A 12,032-nucleotide genomic window follows, 5' to 3' on the forward strand; every position below is an offset into this window, starting at 1 on the left:
GCGAATCGTGTGGCATCCTTTTTGTATTGAGAAAAGCGATGGCGACCACCCCAATCGTTGAGAGGGAGAGCGAATATGGAAAACATAAGATCTTTCATACCAAAGGACAAACATGACTTGGAAAGTGTGAACAGATTAAAAGAATTGAATCCAGCAATGTTAAAGCCAGTCTTACCAGATTTGTTTGAATGGGTTCAGGATATAAATTGGCCTGTAGCTCGTGGTATTGCACAAATTTTAGTTTCGTGTGGAAGAGAAATGATTCCTGAATTAAAAAAAGTCTTGGAATCTAATGATGATGATTGGAAGTTCGCCTGTTTTGGTTGGATTATAAACGACTTACCATTAGAAATTGTCAAGGAATTAGAGCCAGAGTTAAAGCAGATAGCTAACCAGCCCAGTACAATAGAAAGAGATTATGAATTAGACGATCGAGCGAAAAATATCTTAAAAGCAATTTCAAGGCCTTGAATACTTACCGTAGTCCCTCCAAGTGATTCTATTTAGCATAACGAGAGGGTTTAACAAAATGCTCACTGCGACAAGTCCTTTTGCTCGGGCAATTTGTCCCAGATTACAATAATTAGCGTCGCAACTGGGCCAAGAAATAAAGAGAGTAAAAACCAATTAAGACCACTGCGATTTTTTCCTTGGGCTAGTCCGGCGTTGATAAGTGCCAAGGTACCCCAACCAACAAAATATTGATTCTCCATTTCGAATCTTCCTCCAATGTTCATTACGTTACTTTTATTTTATACGACGCAATGAAGAAAAAAAGGCCACTCGAAAACGAACGGCCACTGAGAGTAAATGACATGTGAAGTTAGTTATGCGGCGAGTACCTCGGCTATTTATACAAAACATCATCCCTTAGTGACTCGACTTTGCTCAGAGCATCAGCAATATCTTCTTCGCTGACACCAAAGTGAGCAAGGGCAGCACGCAAATGCATAACGATGGCATCAAAATGAATGGGTTGCAGATTCATCCCTTCATGGACCTTTGCCATGGACTGGCCCGTATATTGATTCGGACCACCTAATGCATAGCTGATGAACTTTGTTTGGTGTTTACGCTGTTTTTCCATATCCGTGTTTTTGAAAAAATGGTTCACGGTGTCATCAGCTAAAACTAAATCGTAAAAGTAGTCAACTACCTTCGCAACTGTATCTTCGCCACCATATTTCTCGTAAAACGTGCCCATCATGTACCTCCTCAGGATGATTGCTTCCATTTAGGATTCCACGATATATGGAAGCTTATGATGGGTTTTTGCTAATTTAACGTAGACAACGTAATGGGGCTTCGCCTATTTCATAAAGCTTAACGCTACGCCAATGGAATAAGGTACGAGCCATAATATCCACACGATCATGCTAAATTTATGGAATTGCTTGATCTGCTTTTCTTTCCTTTTCCACAAAACGACACATGCCCACAGAGTATGGAGGAACATCAAGATCAGAGCGATCAACCCAGTAATGCCATGCAAATTTAAGCTGGAGCTCTCAGCGAGTAATTTCATAAAGGTTGTTCCGATGGTATCGAATACTAAACCGAACCCAAAAAAGATTAGGTGTGTCAGCTTTAGTTCTCCAGAACGTCTTTCGCTCCATACGCCAATCGTATAGGCAAGTAGAGCGAGATTTATAAAAATGACAGCTGCTGTTAACATGTTAAGATCATCTCCTGTACCATTTCTTTTGACTACGCTTGTAAGTGTAATCATTGAACATGAACAAGAGATGAACACAATCGTTACAAGAAAATCTCCCGGATTGCGTAGAGAAAAGAGGCTTTCATAGGTGAAAGCCTCCATAATCATCCGAGCATTTACGGAATAGTCACTGACACCGTTCCAACTGCTCTCCCGATTCCGGTGTTCCTTACCAATATATAGTATTTTCCTGCGGGTAAATCTTCGGGGCTTGTAAAAGTAAAGGATCCGCTACCCTCAAAACGTCCAGTACCCACTGTACTAGAACCTTCTGGACCAAAACTCAAGATTCGATAGGTCAAGTTGGGTTTAATGGAGGAAAGCCTGCTTTTCTGCGTGACATGAACAGTTAGTTTTCCAGGTGACTTAATTTCGAACACTTTAGAGTCAACAGAGCTTCTACTCGCTAATTTAGTGTAACGCAAAACTTCTGTCGGTTTCGAAACAGGAGCAATCGCGTCTGTAGACTGTGGTTGGGGACTACTTGCTATAGCGCTTGTTGGAATTACCAACAGGGCAGAAAGTGATGCGATCAGAGTAGCTTGAAAAAACTTTTTCAACCTTTCCACCTCCAAGAAATTAGGGTTCAACAATACATTAACTATTCATCCAAAAATTAGCAATATTTTTAGTTAAGAAATAAACATAAAAAATACCCATTTAGGAACTGATGCCCCCTTCGAGGAGCACCAGCCCTGCAGAGTTAGTTTTCTAGGTGTGACAGCCCATCTGCATCAAACAAGTGCTTCAAGATAGCATGGCTCACCTCGGTAACGGGCTCGAAAACAAAAGCAACCAGATGTTCATGGGGCTCTAGATAGTAATTTCTGTAGCCGAGCTGAATCAACTCCCGATTGAGTCGCGCTGCATCCTCGAAGCTTGCGTAGAAATACAGATGCTTGGTCATAGTTATCACCTCCTCCCGCAGTAAACCGTAGCAGAAGGAGAATGGTCACACCAACAATCACGACCTTGGTTTCCCATTTGAAAATAAGAAAAAAAGCGGTCGTGTTTTCGACCGACCGCCGTAGTTTTCTTATCTTTTTTTTCTGCAGACAACCGGGCGTACAATCCTTCTCGTTAACACACTCTGAGCATCGCGTACGGCTCTGGCAAAAACCAATGGTCTCTCAATCTTTTCATAGTGGATATACCAAAGATTTGGGTTAGTAAACAGCCAGTGGTTATGCAGAGCAGTAATCTTTATACCATGACTTCGGAGACGCGAGATAAAAGGGTTAATCTCACGTGTAAGGATTACTGTTTCTCCCAAACAAAGTGCAGTGCCATTCGCTCTAATACTCTCAAAAGAGTGGAATTGGGGGATGGTCAACGCAGAGTTCGACCGTCTTCCTAGAATGGTAGCTCTTATATTGGTCCGTAGAGTCTGGGCAGTACAAACACCATTAATGACGGTGGCCTGTGCATTAAGGATCGCAGAAAACCTACGGCATAGTGGGCTAATTGCCAAGTTGCATACCTCCATATTCGTATGATCATTTTTAATATATGAGGTTTGAAAATGAATGGTACAGGCATTCAGCGTGCGTATAATACCTATTTTTAGAAGATGGAGTATGTAATGCAGTATTTCGAAAGTGAAGGTAAACAAGTGGCTCGCCCCATAAAAAGAAAAGCCCCCGTTAGGAGGCGATTCTATGAATTCCTGAACCGTAGGCATGAGAGGCTCGATCTCTACCGATTATCCACTTTCTCCGGATACATATCATGGTTCATCATCCGATGACTTGCCATCTCCTCATACTTCGTCCCCGGTTTCCCGTAGTTGCAGTACGGATCGATCGAGATGCCACCGCGTGGAGTGAACTTGCCCCACACCTCGATGTAGCGTGGGTCCATCAGCTTGATCAAATCATTCATGATGACGTTGACGCAATCCTCATGGAAATCACCGTGATTGCGGAAGCTGAACAGGTACAGCTTGAGTGATTTGCTCTCTACCATTTTGATGTCAGGAATGTAGCTGATATAGATCGTCGCAAAATCTGGCTGTCCGGTAATCGGGCAAAGGCTGGTGAATTCCGGGCAGTTGAATTTTACGAAATAATCACGGTACGGATGCTTGTTATCAAAAGACTCCAAAACGCTTGGGTCATAAGAGTAGTTGTAAGTCGTTCCTTGATTCCCCAGGAGAGTAAGGGAAGATAAATCGCGTTCATGTTGGTGTGCCATATGAGTACAGTCCTCTTTTCTTCAATGAGAGTAAACTATCGTTTAGACGCCTCGTTTATTTCCCCAGACGAGCGCATGCAGTTGGGGAAGAACTTTCGCGTCATTCATGTCAGGTGCTGCCATCGCCTGGTCGATGAGCCATTCAAAGCTCTCCAAGAGCTTATCCCGGAGCCGCGGCGTATCTGCATCAGCCAGATCGCTATTTCCTGGCTGCAAGTAAAACGGAACATCTGGATAGCGCTGATGAATCGTCCGTGCATACGCGAAGTCTGCGTCGTCAAAAACGACAACCTTCAGGCTGAGCCCCGGATGCTGTTGTTCCAGGAGCTCGTGCACAATTCGATCGAGTGCTTGATAATCTGTTTCCATCCCGGAGCTGGGCGGCTTCGGTGAAATCGTAATGTCATCAATCTGTGGGAGCCACGCTTGCCACTTGCTGCCTTGTGTTTCTATTGCTGTGCGTATGCCATTCTCCTTCAATAAGGAGATGAATTCGCCGATGCCAGCTAAGAGGGCAGGATTGCCCCCAGAGATCGTGACATGGGAAAAACGATTTCCACCCAAGTGGGTTAGCTCCTCCCAGATCGCCTCGGGCGACATTTGCCGGATTTCATCACGGGCAGATCCATCCCAAGTAAAAGCGGAGTCACACCAGCTGCAACGATAGTCACAGCCAGCTGTTCGTACAAACATCGTTTTCTGCCCGATGACCATTCCTTCGCCCTGAATCGTCGGGCCGAATATTTCCAAGACCGGGATCATTCCGACATCCACTCCCGTCTTGCCTCTGCATAGCTCGTTGGTGTCTCAAACAAGCGGACGAATTCGACGCGAGCTCCGTTATAGCGATCCCGGTATGCATCCGACTGCAATTGCTTTTCCATCTCTTCGAAAATCCAGACGACCATGTTTTCGGCAGTGGTATTCATCGGCGGAAGCATTTCATTCAGATAGCGATGGTCTAAATAGATTTCGATGTGTTCCTTCCAGATTTGCTTGATGTCACCAAAATCGATGACGAGCCCAATCTCATCTGGAAAACCGCTAATGCCGAAGACGGCCGTATACGTATGGCCGTGAAGGTTTTTGCACTTTCCTTCATAGGCATGTAGATGATGTGCAGCGTCAAAAGTAAATTCCTTGCTCACCAAAACGCGTTTGTTATGGTAGCGAAGCTGTGATTTTTCAATATGGGTACCCAGTGCCTGCATGCGATCGACGATACGAAAGTCAAAGTTCGCGCTCATCAGGCTTGTTCTCCAGGTTGATTTTTCAGAGAAAGATACGTGTCTAGTCCGGCTTTTCGCAGGTCGCAGGCAGGGCATTCCCCGCAGCCGTCTCCTTTGATGCCGTTGTAGCAGGTGAGGGTATTTTCGCGGATATAGGTGAAGGCACCCAGATCGTCCGCCAGCTTCCACGTTTGTGCTTTGTTCAGCCACATGAGCGGCGTGTGAATCACAAACGGATAGTCCATCGACAGATTCAGTGTCACATTCAATGACTTGATAAAGGCGTCACGGCAGTCGGGATAACCGCTAAAATCGGTTTCGCATACTCCGGTAACCAAGTGGCGTGCTCCCCGTTGCTTGGCGAATACGCCTGCAAAGGAAAGGAATAACAAGTTACGCCCGTCGACGAACGTGGATGGCAATTGGCCTTCTTCCTGGGTAATGTCAATATCTGAGCGGGTCAGTGCATTGGGCGCGAGCTGGTTTAACAGACTCATGTCCAATACGGTGTTTTTGACACCGAGTTCAGCGGCAATTTGCTGGGCGCACTCGATCTCCAGCTTGTGTCGCTGCCCGTAATCAAACGTGAGGGTTTCTACTTCGCCGAATTGCTCTTTCGCCCAAAACAGGCAGGTTGTGCTGTCCTGACCTCCGCTAAAGACGACAACGGCTTTTTCCTTTTTCATTGCTCTCCATCTCCTTGTAATTTAGTTAGGAAGAAAGAGAGTTCTTGAACTTTCCTGCAAAAAACAAAAACAATACCAAAGAAAGGTACTGTTATCCAGCTTAGTTTTTTATAGAGGGAGTTCGCGAACCTCTCCCGTGCAGCTGCACGGATTTCTTATTTTACTTGCGGAACCCAAATGGGCACCTTGTGTCATTATACTACAATCAACGCCAAAGCGGGGAATAAACCCTTGGAAAAACGATTGACTTAAAGCGGGTGCTACTGCTAGTGTTTTTTCATAATCGATAAACATTGAGTAGAACGGGTGATTCTGATGAGAGATGTTCCATTAGTGGAAGAATATCGCGGCGGAATTCTGGAAAACGTACATAACGGTATCGTGTGTGGTGTGAATGAAACAGGAGAGGTCGTCTACCGAGCGGGCGATGAGAACCATATCACCTTATTGCGTTCCGCAGCCAAACCTTTTCAAGCTATCCCGATTGCCATGCGTAAAATTGATGAAAAATTCGGACTGGAAAGCAGTGAAGCAGCGCTCTTTGCCGCCTCTCATCGCGGTGAAGCCTATCATATGGAGGGCTTGGAGTCGATTTTACGAAAGACTGGCATTCAGGAAGAGGAACTGCTCACCTGCCCGACTTATCCGTTAAATGAAGAACCGAAGTTTGCTTGCTTGTCCCAAGGCGTAGCGAAGCGCAGACTTTTTCATAATTGTGCGGGCAAGCATTTGGGGTATTTGGCGCTGTCGAAGGATCAAGGATATTCCACCCATGATTACTACAAGGCAGAGCATCCGGCGCAACAGGAGGCATTGGAGGTATTCGCCAATCTGGCTGGCTATCCGAGGGAGCAGGTTCAGTTAAGTGTTGACGGTTGCGGCTTTCCGGTTTTTGCACTGCCGCTTAAGTACTTGGCGATTGCGTATATGAAGCTCGCTTGCCCGGAGCTGATTGCGGATCGTGAGACGCGGCAGGCAGTCGTGAGAGTTGCCGGCTGGATGACCAGCAGTCCTGAGATCATTGCCAGTCACAACTTCATCTGTACGGCTCTCTTGATGGACGATAATATCATTGCCAAAGGCGGAGCGATGGGTGTATACGGCTTTGCTTTAAAAAAAGAGAGACTCAGCTTTTCGCTTAAAGTACTGAATGGTTCGGAAGTAGTATGGCCTCTTATCATCGCGTCGATCTTGGAGCAGATTCAGTATGATAACCAGGAAACGATCGCCCGACTGCATGCGTTAGCGCCTAAGGCCATAAAAAATGACAATCAACTGGTGGTAGGGGAGAAACGACCCGTTTTTGTTTTAAGCAAATGCTAAGAATGGAGGCGAAGAGTCATGTTAGTAGAAGTGATCGCGACATCAGTAGAGGATGCGAAACGTGCGGAACAGGGTGGAGCTGACCGACTGGAGCTCATTTCGGGAATTTTGGAGGGAGGTATTACGCCGAGCTGGGGACTGATTGACGCGGTGGTCAAGGCGGTTTCGATCCCGGTAAACGTCATGGTGCGACCGCATAGCCAGTCGTTTTGCTATACGGCTGAGGAACTTGGGGTCATGCGACAAGATGTAAGAATCATCCGCGAACTAGGGGCAGCAGGTGTAGTATTTGGCATGCTGACTTCAGACAATAAGCTCGATCAGCGTGGAATGGAGCTGTTACTTGGCGAGGCGGGTGGATTGAATGTGACGTTCCACCGTGCGTTTGATGATGCCGTTGACCAAATCGAAGCAGCACGCATTCTTCTCGAATATCCGCAAGTACATACCATTCTTACTTCTGGCGGCAAAAAAACGGCAGTCGAAGGAGCCGATTGCATCGAGCAGCTAGTCAAGCTGACAGAAAACACACATCTGACTATTTTGGCGGGCAGTGGTTTGTCGCTGGCAAACGTTGGAGACCTCGTGAAACGCACAGGCGTCCAGGAGGTTCATTTTGGATCGGCAGTACGAGAAGAGGGACAGGCCCTCCGATACGTCGATGTAGAGCGAGTGGCTGCCATCAAGCAACAACTGTAAGCATGAACAAGCCGACACCTTACTTCTGTAGGGATGCCGGCTTGTTGTTCATTTGCTTCCGTATCCAGTAGCCGACGATGAGAAGAAGCGGGTACAAGACACCTATGGTTAGATCAAAGAACGGCCAAAACGTATAAGTTTCGAACAAATAAGTATTGTTTGGAATGATGATAATCGCCATGGCGACTGACAGAATGCAAATGGGCAACGTAAGCGCCCGGTGCTCCTTTAAATGGAGAAGCTGCTGTATGCCTACGCAGAAGCCATACATATACATCACCACTTTGAAATAGATGGAGACAAACCACATGAGTGCCATCATCGCTTCCTGTCTTTGAAAGAACTCCCCTACTTGAATTTTTTTGGCGAGGGAGTAGCTCGGAAAGGTCTCTCGGGCAGTCATTTCCGGACCGAGGATCAGGAGAGACAAGAAGATAACGGCAAGAAGACAAACCCCGCCGTATATAGCTCCACGTAAAAAGGCAGACGTGAGCTTTTCTTTCCTATCAAGGAGCGGGGTAATCATCAGAAAAATAATGAGCTCCGAAAAGGGATAAGCGGTGACGGCAAATGTTCCTCTTATAACGGGCTTTATGCCATTTTCCAAAAAGGGCAAAAGGTTCTCGAAATGAAACAAGGGACTAAGCAAAAGAAAAAACAAAACGAACGTAAAAACAAACCACAGAAAAAAGATTTCGCTAGTCCGTGCGAACGTTTCAAGACCTAATCGAACAGCGAATATCGCACTGGCAACAAGTAAGAACATGACGGCGTTTATCGGTGTTGCTTTCAAAATGTGCGTGGTCATGAAATCTCCAATCGTCCTGATAAAGACAGCGCCGTTGATTAATACTGCCCCTAAAAAGATGATTGAAAAGACTGTACCGAGCCAACGTCCAAATATGAGCTTGTTCTTTTCAATCAGCGTTTGTTCTGGATACATATGACCTATTACACAGAACAAGTATACGATGACTAGCCCCAGTAGCACGCCTATTATTCCCGATAGCCATCCATCATGACCCGCTTCAGTCGAAGGTACGGAAGGTAAGAGAAGGATAGAATCTCCTATAGTAATAAATGTTACGAGGATGACGAATTGGCGGATGCCTATCTTGTCGGGCTTCTGCATGATGCCTCACCTTGTCCGTAGGTTTATCTTATGTATTATTTCCAAGTTCAGGGTGGATAAACGATTCATGGGAAGGGAGCATCACTTGTCTGAATTGTTTTCCGAATAGTATGATAAAAAGAAAGCGACAAGAAACTGCGAGCGAGCGAAAGAAGGGAAGGAAAGCTGTGGAGTTGGAAAAAAGGTTGTCAGTCATTCTGGGACAAGCTGACGGTACTTGGGGTGTCGTTGTGGAAGAACTCAGCTCAGCGCAAGGAATGCGTTTTGAACATGTACCAGACGAGCTGTTTATTGCGGAAAGTGTGATAAAAGTGCCGATCATGGCAGCCGTTTTCGCGGCAAGTGAGCAGGGGCATTTTCAATTAGAGGATCAACTCGCATTGCGTCAGGAGGATTTGGTTGGGGGCTCAGGTGTTTTGTACGCGCTCTCTCCAGGCTTGAAGCTTACCATTCGTGACTTGGTGACGCTCATGATTATTCAGAGCGACAACACGGCGACGAATATGCTGATTGATTTAGTGGGAAAAGCGCAGATCGACCAGACGATGATCGATTTGGGAATGCGACGCAGCTATTATTCACGCAAGCTAATGATCTACCCATTAGACGTAACAGATAACAATATGATAACAGCAGGGGATATCGCGAGTATGCTCGGTCAAATCACAACAGGTAGCTATTTGTCTTTGCGCGCCTGCAAGGAGATGATCGCCATAATGAAAAAACAGCAGGTACGAAATGGCCTGCCGTCACAATTGCCGAGCCAGGAAGAAACTATCCATCCTGCATGGGAACTGCCTTGTAAATCAGGCTGGGATACCGGCAGACAGCATGATGTAGGCTTACTGTATACGAACAATCGCTGCTTTTCCATTACCGCCTTATCCAAAGATGTTACTTCACAATCCGCTCTCCACACGCTAGGATTACTGGGAAGAGCTGTATATGACTATGCCATCGTTCGTTACTGATTCAAAATACTTTCTTCTAAGACGGCAAACTTGTCACCGTATTCCTTAATGATATGCTTTTCGCCCCATGAGCAGAGTGAATCAAGAATACTTTTCAAGGTCCAACCATACTCGCTGAGCTCGTACTCCCAGGTTATTTTGCGCTGGGATTTACAAAATGGTTGGTCCAGATCCGGATAACTTCGATTTTTAAATTTCGGATAAACGAAAGGAGGTAGTCCACGTAAATGGTGGCTACCTCTTTGTTTTTGGTTAAATGACTTCCGGCAACTGAATGTCGTCTATGGATACCGTACATTCAAATTGATTCGGGGAATCGTGATGAACATGCTCCTTGAGAATACCCATTTTCACAAAAAAGCGGAGGCTCGTGTACACCGTTGAGAGTGTGATATTTGGCATTCCGGCTTTCAAGGCATGGTAGACGTCTTTGGCTGTGTGGAATTTCCGCGTGGTAAGCATATGGAGGAGTACCGCTCTTCTTTGAATCGTTAGCCTTTTTCCCAGATGCTTCACTTGCTGTGTGACACTGACAATATGATGATCCATTACAGGTCACCTCGCTTTTAAATAATAATTATTACTTTATAGTAATTATCCTTATTATTTTGCGTGTAGTCAACTTTTTCTTTTGATATCTTATCCGGCTTGTGGGGTGAGTGTGCATGTGCATGTTTCTGGAGGATGCGTAAATCTTACATAATGAGGGAAGAGGAAATAGGGGTTTTCTTTTCAACCAAAACATGGTAGTGTATGTGCGGATTTTGCTTACGTGAAAAAGTCAGGAGTGGAACCGTGTGGCGCGAAAAAGACGAACTGCAATCCAGATGAACAGTCCGCAGCGAAAAGTGCTCGAATATGGCATGTTGATTTTAGGGTCGCTTGTGTTGGCGACTAGTTTCAATCTGTTTCTGAATCCAAACCAGATTGCTTCCGGAGGAGTTTCTGGGCTGTCTACGATTTTGCACAACTTGTTTGGTTTTTCTCCGGCACTTGTACAATGGGCATTAAATATTCCTTTGTTTTTATTAGGATTTAAACTTCTTGATCGACAATACAGTATGAAGGCGGCAGTTGGTTCGATTATTCTCCCCTTATGTGTCATGCTAACGAGTCACCTGCAGCCGTTAACCACGAATCTTCTACTAGCAAGTATTTATGGAGGAATCGGAGTAGGGTTAGGGATCGGGATCGTGTTTCGGGGAAGAGGATCGACGGGTGGCTTTTCGATTGCATCGCAGATCCTTCATAAATATTCAGGAATTAGCCTGGGAGCATGTGTAGCTGTGTTTGATGGGTTAGTGATTTTGTTTGCGGGGATTGTATTCGATCCGGAAAAAGCATTGTATGCACTCATCGCGTTGTTTGTAACCAGTAAGACGATTGATATTGTTCAGATGGGCTGGAATACATCTAAAGTCGCTTATATCATTTCGAACGAAACCGATACGCTGAGGGAAACCATCCTGTATGATTTGGATCGTGGTGTCACTTTGCTTGATGGTGCTGGTGGATATACCGGAGACGCACGCAAGGTACTTATGGCAGTTGTCAGCCAAAGTGAAGTGAGCAAGCTAAAAATCATGGTGCGTTCGGTCGATCCTGATGCGTTCATTATTTTGTGTCCTGCTCAGGAAGTTTTGGGAGAAGGGTTTCGAGCGGGATAATATTAATATATAGAAGAAAAGAGTGGTGGGGAGTCGATCCACTGCTCTTTTTTTGTCTAATTTTTATTTTGAATGAAATTATTTTAGATTTTCTATTGCATTTAAAAAATATACGTGCTATATTAAAACACGTGAGCGGGACACATACGAAACGCACACGATGAAAAACAAATCAAATGCCGGTGTAGCTCAATTGGTAGAGCACCTGACTTGTAATCAGGGGGTTGTGGGTTCAAGTCCTATCGCCGGCACCACTACATATAATGTAGTAGGTAAACGAAGCGCTCGATAGCGCGAAATGCTCTTTGAAAACTGAACAGCGAAAGCGTTAATGAGTTTATCATTAAATGATTTGCCAGCTTTGAACCAGTAACAAACTTTATTGGAGAGTTTGATCCTGGCTCAGGACGAACGC

17 protein-coding genes, 1 tRNA gene, 1 pseudogene and 1 riboswitch are annotated in these 12,032 nt (G+C 45.4%); of the genes and pseudogenes, 6 read left to right on the top strand and 13 right to left on the bottom strand.

What is annotated here, in order from left to right:
• Positions 1-75 precede the first annotated feature (75 nt).
• On the top strand, positions 76-471 hold the full coding sequence (locus AB1L17_RS29140) for a DUF5071 domain-containing protein (RefSeq protein WP_412848410.1): 396 nt from the start codon (positions 76-78) through the stop codon (positions 469-471).
• Positions 472-533: 62 nt separating this feature from the next.
• On the opposite strand, the gene AB1L17_RS29145 is transcribed toward AB1L17_RS29140, so the two are convergent.
• The 10 genes from AB1L17_RS29145 to queC all read right to left on the bottom strand — a co-directional run bounded on the left by AB1L17_RS29145 (position 534) and on the right by queC (position 5,825).
• Positions 534-713 (bottom strand): hypothetical protein, encoded by a 180-nt coding sequence (locus tag AB1L17_RS29145; RefSeq protein ID WP_412848411.1) that lies wholly within the window; start codon positions 711-713, stop codon positions 534-536.
• Between the two features lie 134 nt (positions 714-847).
• Entirely contained in the window at positions 848-1,204 is a 357-nt protein-coding gene (locus AB1L17_RS29150; protein WP_412848412.1) for a group I truncated hemoglobin, read from the bottom strand.
• Positions 1,205-1,309: 105 nt separating this feature from the next.
• Positions 1,310-1,675, bottom strand: coding sequence for an HsmA family protein (locus AB1L17_RS29155; protein WP_412848413.1), 366 nt, complete (start codon positions 1,673-1,675; stop codon positions 1,310-1,312).
• A 158-nt stretch (positions 1,676-1,833) separates the two neighbouring features.
• Entirely contained in the window at positions 1,834-2,277 is a 444-nt protein-coding gene (locus AB1L17_RS29160) for a hypothetical protein (RefSeq protein ID WP_412848414.1), read from the bottom strand.
• A gap of 143 nt (positions 2,278-2,420) precedes the next feature.
• Entirely contained in the window at positions 2,421-2,624 is a 204-nt protein-coding gene (locus tag AB1L17_RS29165; protein WP_412848415.1) for a hypothetical protein, read from the bottom strand.
• A gap of 129 nt (positions 2,625-2,753) precedes the next feature.
• The gene (locus AB1L17_RS29170; protein ID WP_412848416.1) at positions 2,754-3,398 is read right to left on the bottom strand and encodes a DUF1259 domain-containing protein; all 645 of its coding nucleotides are present in this window, start codon (positions 3,396-3,398) and stop codon (positions 2,754-2,756) included.
• A gap of 14 nt (positions 3,399-3,412) precedes the next feature.
• Entirely contained in the window at positions 3,413-3,910 is a 498-nt protein-coding gene (gene queF, locus AB1L17_RS29175) for a preQ(1) synthase (RefSeq protein ID WP_088909051.1), read from the bottom strand.
• A gap of 42 nt (positions 3,911-3,952) precedes the next feature.
• Positions 3,953-4,672, bottom strand: coding sequence for a 7-carboxy-7-deazaguanine synthase QueE (gene queE, locus AB1L17_RS29180; RefSeq protein WP_412848417.1), 720 nt, complete (start codon positions 4,670-4,672; stop codon positions 3,953-3,955).
• Positions 4,669-5,157 carry a 6-carboxytetrahydropterin synthase QueD gene (gene queD / locus AB1L17_RS29185; protein WP_412848418.1) on the bottom strand — a complete coding sequence of 163 codons (489 nt, stop codon included), beginning with the start codon at positions 5,155-5,157 and terminating at the stop codon, positions 4,669-4,671. The genes queE and queD overlap by 4 nt, the downstream gene beginning before the upstream one ends.
• Complete coding sequence (gene queC / locus AB1L17_RS29190) at positions 5,157-5,825, bottom strand: 7-cyano-7-deazaguanine synthase QueC (protein WP_412848419.1); 669 nt, start codon at positions 5,823-5,825, stop codon at positions 5,157-5,159. Before queC ends, queD begins: the two co-directional genes overlap by 1 nt.
• A gap of 94 nt (positions 5,826-5,919) precedes the next feature.
• Positions 5,920-5,963: riboswitch (PreQ1 riboswitch) on the bottom strand.
• A 177-nt stretch (positions 5,964-6,140) separates the two neighbouring features.
• Here queC and AB1L17_RS29195 point away from each other — a divergent pair.
• Together AB1L17_RS29195 and AB1L17_RS29200 are read left to right on the top strand one after the other, a co-directional pair.
• The gene (locus AB1L17_RS29195; protein ID WP_412848420.1) at positions 6,141-7,148 is read left to right on the top strand and encodes an asparaginase; all 1,008 of its coding nucleotides are present in this window, start codon (positions 6,141-6,143) and stop codon (positions 7,146-7,148) included.
• Between the two features lie 18 nt (positions 7,149-7,166).
• The gene (locus tag AB1L17_RS29200; RefSeq protein ID WP_412848421.1) at positions 7,167-7,847 is read left to right on the top strand and encodes a copper homeostasis protein CutC; all 681 of its coding nucleotides are present in this window, start codon (positions 7,167-7,169) and stop codon (positions 7,845-7,847) included.
• Between the two features lie 19 nt (positions 7,848-7,866).
• On the opposite strand, the gene AB1L17_RS29205 is transcribed toward AB1L17_RS29200, so the two are convergent.
• Positions 7,867-8,979 carry a GerAB/ArcD/ProY family transporter gene (locus AB1L17_RS29205; RefSeq protein WP_412848422.1) on the bottom strand — a complete coding sequence of 371 codons (1,113 nt, stop codon included), beginning with the start codon at positions 8,977-8,979 and terminating at the stop codon, positions 7,867-7,869.
• Between the two features lie 167 nt (positions 8,980-9,146).
• On the opposite strand from AB1L17_RS29205, the gene AB1L17_RS29210 reads away from it, so the two are divergent.
• Complete coding sequence (locus AB1L17_RS29210) at positions 9,147-9,950, top strand: serine hydrolase (protein WP_412848423.1); 804 nt, start codon at positions 9,147-9,149, stop codon at positions 9,948-9,950.
• Here AB1L17_RS29210 and AB1L17_RS29215 read toward each other — a convergent pair.
• Together AB1L17_RS29215 and AB1L17_RS29220 are read right to left on the bottom strand one after the other, a co-directional pair.
• Positions 9,944-10,078: pseudogene (locus AB1L17_RS29215) on the bottom strand (winged helix-turn-helix transcriptional regulator); the annotation flags it as partial. The gene AB1L17_RS29210 and the pseudogene AB1L17_RS29215 overlap by 7 nt on opposite strands.
• Positions 10,079-10,202: 124 nt before the next feature.
• On the bottom strand, positions 10,203-10,499 hold the full coding sequence (locus tag AB1L17_RS29220; protein WP_412848424.1) for a transcriptional repressor: 297 nt from the start codon (positions 10,497-10,499) through the stop codon (positions 10,203-10,205).
• Positions 10,500-10,747: 248 nt separating this feature from the next.
• Between AB1L17_RS29220 and AB1L17_RS29225 the strand changes: the two genes are divergently transcribed.
• Together AB1L17_RS29225 and AB1L17_RS29230 are read left to right on the top strand one after the other, a co-directional pair.
• Entirely contained in the window at positions 10,748-11,617 is an 870-nt protein-coding gene (locus AB1L17_RS29225) for a YitT family protein (protein WP_412848425.1), read from the top strand.
• A gap of 178 nt (positions 11,618-11,795) precedes the next feature.
• Positions 11,796-11,871: transfer RNA gene (locus tag AB1L17_RS29230), tRNA-Thr, on the top strand.
• The last annotated feature ends 161 nt before the right edge of the window (positions 11,872-12,032 follow it).

Origin of the sequence: Brevibacillus jepli (genome assembly GCF_047229145.1) — a bacterium.
GTDB lineage: Bacteria > Bacillota > Bacilli > Brevibacillales > Brevibacillaceae > Brevibacillus.

Excerpts from the sequence above, each read along its gene's own strand:
- AB1L17_RS29140 (WP_412848410.1), top strand. The coding sequence starts at position 76 with ATGGAAAACATAAGATCTTTCATACCAAAGGACAAACATGACTTGGAA.
- AB1L17_RS29145 (WP_412848411.1), bottom strand. The coding sequence starts at position 713 with ATGGAGAATCAATATTTTGTTGGTTGGGGTACCTTGGCACTTATCAAC.
- AB1L17_RS29150 (WP_412848412.1), bottom strand. The coding sequence starts at position 1,204 with ATGGGCACGTTTTACGAGAAATATGGTGGCGAAGATACAGTTGCGAAG.
- AB1L17_RS29155 (WP_412848413.1), bottom strand. The coding sequence starts at position 1,675 with ATGTTAACAGCAGCTGTCATTTTTATAAATCTCGCTCTACTTGCCTAT.
- AB1L17_RS29165 (WP_412848415.1), bottom strand. The coding sequence starts at position 2,624 with ATGACCAAGCATCTGTATTTCTACGCAAGCTTCGAGGATGCAGCGCGA.
- AB1L17_RS29170 (WP_412848416.1), bottom strand. The coding sequence starts at position 3,398 with ATGCCTACGGTTCAGGAATTCATAGAATCGCCTCCTAACGGGGGCTTT.
- queF (WP_088909051.1), bottom strand. The coding sequence starts at position 3,910 with ATGGCACACCAACATGAACGCGATTTATCTTCCCTTACTCTCCTGGGG.
- queE (WP_412848417.1), bottom strand. The coding sequence starts at position 4,672 with ATGATCCCGGTCTTGGAAATATTCGGCCCGACGATTCAGGGCGAAGGA.
- queD (WP_412848418.1), bottom strand. The coding sequence starts at position 5,157 with ATGAGCGCGAACTTTGACTTTCGTATCGTCGATCGCATGCAGGCACTG.
- queC (WP_412848419.1), bottom strand. The coding sequence starts at position 5,825 with ATGAAAAAGGAAAAAGCCGTTGTCGTCTTTAGCGGAGGTCAGGACAGC.
- AB1L17_RS29195 (WP_412848420.1), top strand. The coding sequence starts at position 6,141 with ATGAGAGATGTTCCATTAGTGGAAGAATATCGCGGCGGAATTCTGGAA.
- AB1L17_RS29200 (WP_412848421.1), top strand. The coding sequence starts at position 7,167 with ATGTTAGTAGAAGTGATCGCGACATCAGTAGAGGATGCGAAACGTGCG.
- AB1L17_RS29205 (WP_412848422.1), bottom strand. The coding sequence starts at position 8,979 with ATGCAGAAGCCCGACAAGATAGGCATCCGCCAATTCGTCATCCTCGTA.
- AB1L17_RS29220 (WP_412848424.1), bottom strand. The coding sequence starts at position 10,499 with ATGGATCATCATATTGTCAGTGTCACACAGCAAGTGAAGCATCTGGGA.